Source organism: Novacetimonas hansenii JCM 7643, from assembly GCF_000964405.1.
Taxonomy (GTDB): domain Bacteria; phylum Pseudomonadota; class Alphaproteobacteria; order Acetobacterales; family Acetobacteraceae; genus Novacetimonas; species Novacetimonas hansenii.
The window spans coordinates 1-4,940 of record NZ_BANE01000228.1; the positions used below are offsets into that span (position 1 = coordinate 1).

5 protein-coding genes are annotated in these 4,940 nt (G+C 62.1%); 3 read left to right on the forward strand and 2 right to left on the reverse strand.

The annotated features are described in order from the left end of the window. Positions 1-211: 211 nt before the first annotated feature. Positions 212-1,168 (reverse strand): DMT family transporter, encoded by a 957-nt coding sequence (locus tag B7G66_RS13745; RefSeq protein ID WP_003621418.1) that lies wholly within the window; start codon positions 1,166-1,168, stop codon positions 212-214. Between the two features lie 112 nt (positions 1,169-1,280). Here B7G66_RS13745 and B7G66_RS13750 point away from each other — a divergent pair, with 112 nt between their 5' ends. Further along, complete coding sequence (locus tag B7G66_RS13750) at positions 1,281-1,748, forward strand: Lrp/AsnC family transcriptional regulator (RefSeq protein ID WP_003621417.1); 468 nt, start codon at positions 1,281-1,283, stop codon at positions 1,746-1,748. A 110-nt stretch (positions 1,749-1,858) separates the two neighbouring features. Beyond that, a complete protein-coding gene (locus tag B7G66_RS13755) occupies positions 1,859-2,767 on the forward strand; it encodes an ion channel (protein ID WP_003621416.1) in 909 nt (302 codons plus the stop codon). Between the two features lie 86 nt (positions 2,768-2,853). Here the strand turns inward: B7G66_RS13755 and B7G66_RS13760 are convergent, their stop codons facing one another. After that, the gene (locus B7G66_RS13760; protein ID WP_040512631.1) at positions 2,854-4,320 is read right to left on the reverse strand and encodes a cryptochrome/photolyase family protein; all 1,467 of its coding nucleotides are present in this window, start codon (positions 4,318-4,320) and stop codon (positions 2,854-2,856) included. 177 nt (positions 4,321-4,497) lie between these two features. On the opposite strand from B7G66_RS13760, the gene B7G66_RS13765 reads away from it, so the two are divergent. Further along, complete coding sequence (locus tag B7G66_RS13765; RefSeq protein WP_003621414.1) at positions 4,498-4,845, forward strand: DUF3147 family protein; 348 nt, start codon at positions 4,498-4,500, stop codon at positions 4,843-4,845. Positions 4,846-4,940: the final 95 nt, after the last annotated feature.

The following is a 4,940-nucleotide window of genomic DNA, read 5'->3' on the forward strand; positions in this document are numbered from 1 at the left end:
AAAAAGCTTCACCAAAAACTTTTATGATTTCAGGATGTTATTGATCCTGATCTTTCAAACAGGCGGCAAGGGCTTCACCAGCGCCTTTTATGGTCGCGATGGGTTATAAGGGGGGCTTGCGCAAAACACCACGAAAACCACCCCCGAAATTTTTCGTCATTTCCCCAATGCAATATGGGAGGAAAGTGTACTTTTGGGTACATCAATCCCCCTATTGCGCGGCAGTATCCGGTACGCACGTATCACACATGGCCGCCGGCCTGCGTCCGGTGCGCAACAGGTCATCCGCGCTGACCAGTACGATGCCCCCCATGATCATGACCGCACCGCAGATGAAGGCGGTATCCAGATGTTCCCCCAGCACCGTCATGCCGAACACCGTCCCGAACACGGGCGCCAGAAAGGAAATCACCCCAAGACGTGACGCAAGATACACCCGCAACAGCGAAAACCATGCAAGGTAGCTGGCGAAAGACACGATCACACTTTGGTACAGCAGCCCCGCCGTCAGCACCGGCGTCCACGTGACCCGTACTTCCCCCAATGCCACCGCCGCCCCACAGGCCAGCACGAACCCACCCACAAGCTGATAGAGCAACGTGACCGAGGCCGGGGCACGCGACAGGGCGGAAACCCGCACGACCGTCGTGGTCGCGCCACTTGCCGCACCCGCCGCAATGCCCAGAAGATCGCCCAGCCATGTCATGCTTCCCGCCGGGGCCGCCCCCCGGCCCGCGAATGTCGCAACCACCCCGGCAAAGGCCAGTCCGATGCCACACCATTGCAACGGGGCAAGGCGTTCCTCCGGCAGGCTGACCCCAAGGCCGAACGCCGCAAAGATGGGCGCGGTATAAAGGAAAATCGCGATGTGCGAGGCCGTGGTAAAACGCAGCCCCTCCCCCACCAGCACGAATTCCGCCCCGAACAGCACCCCCGCCAAGATGCCGCCGCGCAATGTCCAGCCCGCCAGGGCGCGATGCTCACGCCGGTACAGCACCACCAGCGCGACAAGCGCTGCGGCCACACCCGAACGCACCCCCACCTGCAATAATGGCGCCATGGAGGACGCCGCCAGTTTTATAATGACCTGCTGCGTGCCCCAGATCGCGCACATCACGACCATGCAGGCCGTGGCCCGCGCGTCAACGGGTCTGCGTTCGTTGCCCATGACCTGCCCTGTGTTTCATGTGTCCAAAGAAATAACTTGAGCATGATGGGAAGTGTGCTCTTTTTTAAGGGTATATGTGCAATTTTCGCTCATGAAACCAAAGGAAAGAGCAATGTCCGCTCACAAGCTGGACCAGCATGACCTGGCCATCGTGCGCCTGTTGCAAGAAGACGCGGGCCAGCCACAGCGCGAAATCGCGCGGCGGGTCAACCTGTCGGCCCCTGCCGTGCAGCGCCGCATCGCCCGCATGCAAAAAGAGGGCGTCATCCGCCGGACCGTCGCCATCGTGGATCAGGCCGCCGTGGGCTTTCCCATCACCGTGCTGGTGGATGTCACGCTGACGGACGACCGCTCGGCCACGGTATCGGCCATAAAGGCGTTCTTTCGCGACGCGCCCGAAGTACAGCAATGTTACTGCGTCACCGGGACGGCGGGGTTCATCCTGATCCTGCTTGTCCCGTCGATGGAGGATTATGAACAGCGTACTGCCCGGCTGCTGGCGGACAATGAACTGGTGCGGTCCTATCGCACCGTCGTTGTGCTGGACCGCGTCAAGACCGGCACCGGCGTACCGCTATAGCCCGGGCTGTCACGCAGGTTTTGCATGGGACACCGGCAGGGAGGCTGACTGGCACGTCGTCATAAGCCATGACACACTCTGTCACGTTCGTGCCACGGTGAAACCTTTCCATGACCCAGACCGCCCCCATCACCCCCGCAACCGCCACCCGCCATCCCCACGTGCTGGAGGACAAGGGACACGACACCATCGTGCGCGTGGGACAGGCGGACCGCATCTGGTCCGACTTCTATCACCATGCGCTGACGGCACGGTGGAGCCATTTCCTCTATCTCTCCATCACATTCTATGTCGCGATCAACGTGGTCTTCGCACTGGCGTACATGGTCGTGGGATCACAGGTTTCGGGCGCACGGCAGGGGGATTTCCTCGATTACTTCTTTTTCAGCGTCCAGACCCTGTCCACCGTGGGATATGGGGTCATGGCCCCGGTGGGGCGCGTGGCGAACCTGCTTGCGACGACAGAGGTACTGGGCGGCATGATGATCAACGCCGTGGCGACGGGCCTTGTCTTTGCCCGGTTTTCACGACCACGCGCGCGCATCATGTTCAGCAAACGCGCCGTCATCTTAAAGGACAACGCCGTCCCCCGCCTGGACGTGCGTGTCGCCAACTGCCGCCGCAGCCCGATCCTGAGCGCGGATATCGAATTTTCGCTTGCGCGCCTGATTGCGCAACCCGACGGCCATGTGACGCGGGAATTCGACTCCCTTCCCCTGCGGCAATCACATATTCCGGTCCTGCGCTTTGCGTGCCTGCCGGTTCATGTCATCGACGAAAGCAGCCCCCTGCACGGTGTCACGCTGGAGATGCTCAAGGCGGAGGAGGCGGAAATCATCGTCACCATCACCGGTACGGACGAAGCCTCCGGGCAATCGGTATTCGCCCGCACGGCGTACGGGTTTGACCGGATGCTGTATGACCACCATTTCGTGGACATCATCAATACCAATCCCGATGGCAGCATCACCGTCGATTATACCCGCTTCGACGAACTGGAAAAATGCTCCCGCCCCTGATTCCCCCTGCCCCCTGACCATCCCGCCTGAAGGCCATAGTCACAGGCGGGAAATCTCATGATGGATCTTCTTTCCAACAGGTTGTTTCAGGCGTCCTCGTGCGGTGCATCCGACAGGCCCTTCCACGCGGCAAGCGCACGGGCGCGACCGCCCTGCAGGTCAACGATGGGGGACGGGTACGCCACACGCGCCCGGATCGCGGGGTCGCATGTCCATGGGGCATGCACGCATGATGTCGGCACACCCGCCAGTTCGGGCACCCAACGCCGCACATATGTCCCGTCCGGGTCGAACCTGCGCGCCTGCAATACCGGGTTGAACACACGGAAATAAGGGGCGGCATCCACACCGCACCCCGCCACCCATTGCCAGTTAATGACATTACTTGCGATATCGGCATCCACCAGCGTGTCGCGAAACCATGCCTCCCCCATGCGCCAGTCGCACAGCAGGTGCTTCGTCAGGAAGGACGCGACAATCATCCGCACCCGGTTATGCATCCACCCGGTGCGCCATAACTGCCGCATGCCCGCATCCACGATGGGATAACCCGTGCGCCCCTGCTGCCACGCGCACAGGTCACGGGCATCATTGCGCCATGGCATCGCATCGAATTCCGTACGGAAATTGCACGATACCAGTTCAGGCTGCGCATAGAGGAGGGATACCGCGAAGTCGCGCCATCCCAGTTCCGACAGAAACTTCTCCAGGTCCTGTTCCCCCATTCCCCCGGCTGCACCGCCACGCACGGCGGCGACGGCCGCGTGCCATGCCTGCCGGGGGGAGATGTGGCCAAACCGCAGGTCCGGCGACAGTCGCGACGTTGCAGGCAGGTCGGGCCGGTCGCGCGCGTCGGCATATCCGCCAAGCCCGCCATCGACAAAGTGGTGCAGCCGGTCGCGTGCCTGTGCCTCGCCCGGTTGCCAGGCCTCACGCAGTCCCCCGGCCCAGTCGGGCGAGACCGGCACGAGGCGCAGCGCATCAATCCCCACACAACACCCCTCCCATGCGCCGGGGGACACCGCAGCATGGACATGCCCCGGCGCAGGCAACGGCGGCAGCGGTTCACCCGACGCCCGCGCGGCACGCCACCATGCGGTAAAGACGCGAAACGCATCGCCCGCGCGGGTGCGCACGGTCCATGGTTCATACAACACGCCTGCGGCAAAGCTGTGTGCGATGACGCCTGCATGCTTCAACGTCGCCTTGATGGCGGTATCGGTTTCACGGCCCAGGGGATCATACCGGCGGTTCCACACGACCTCTGCCGCGCCTGCCTGCGCCGCCATGCGCGGCACCAGCGCAAGCGCATCGCCACACGCAACATGCAGTACCGCCCCCATTCGCGCCAGATCCGCATGCAGTGCCCGCAACCCGCCATCAAGCCACCATTGCGCGGCCGCCCCCAACGCATGTTCGCGCGCATGTTGCGGATCATGCACAAAAAGACACAGCACCGGCCGCCCCGATGCCACGGCATGCGACAGTGCCGGATTGTCCGACAACCGCAGGTCATTACGGAACCAGACAATGACCGGCGCATCGGCCGGCATGTCGGCAGAGGGCGCATCATCGACAGAAGGCATGGCGGTGGCGACAGGACGGCGGGGTATGGAGGAGGGGGACATGTCCGTTCCGGCAATGATGGCAGGGCCTGCCGGTGTGCTATACCCTTGCGAACCGTGGCAAGTGAAACCTGCCCCCTTCATCTGGATGACCGGCACGCCCCCATGTTCTTCATCTTCAAAACCGCCCTGTCCGGGCTGATTATCGCGCTGGTCTCCACCATCGCGCGCCGCTATCCCGCGCTGGGTGCGCTGGTTGCGTCCCTGCCGCTGATTTCAGTGTTCGGGATGCTGTGGCTGTGGGCGGAAACGAAAGACCCGGCACGCATGGAAACCCATGTGGAGGCAACATTCTGGTATGTCATTCCGTCGCTGCCGATGTTCCTGCTGATCCCCTGCCTGATGCGCCATGGGGTCGGTTTTTATGTCGCACTTCTGGCGGGATGCGTGCTGACGGCCGCACTCTACCTCTGCGTGACATGGTGTGCCGCACGCATGGGCGTGAATCTGTAAGAGAGTGTTTGAAAACAGGTCCTTGATAAAAAAGAAAAGTTTTCGGGTGCCGCCTTTTTTCAGAAAGGCGGCGTCTTCTGAAGCTTTTTGGAAAA

Bases quoted from the DNA above. Each gene is read 5' to 3' on its own strand.
- B7G66_RS13745 (WP_003621418.1), bottom strand. From the start codon at position 1,168: ATGGGCAACGAACGCAGACCCGTTGACGCGCGGGCCACGGCCTGCATG.
- B7G66_RS13750 (WP_003621417.1), top strand. From the start codon at position 1,281: ATGTCCGCTCACAAGCTGGACCAGCATGACCTGGCCATCGTGCGCCTG.
- B7G66_RS13760 (WP_040512631.1), bottom strand. From the start codon at position 4,320: ATGCCGGCCGATGCGCCGGTCATTGTCTGGTTCCGTAATGACCTGCGG.
- B7G66_RS13755 (WP_003621416.1), top strand. From the start codon at position 1,859: ATGACCCAGACCGCCCCCATCACCCCCGCAACCGCCACCCGCCATCCC.
- B7G66_RS13765 (WP_003621414.1), top strand. From the start codon at position 4,498: ATGTTCTTCATCTTCAAAACCGCCCTGTCCGGGCTGATTATCGCGCTG.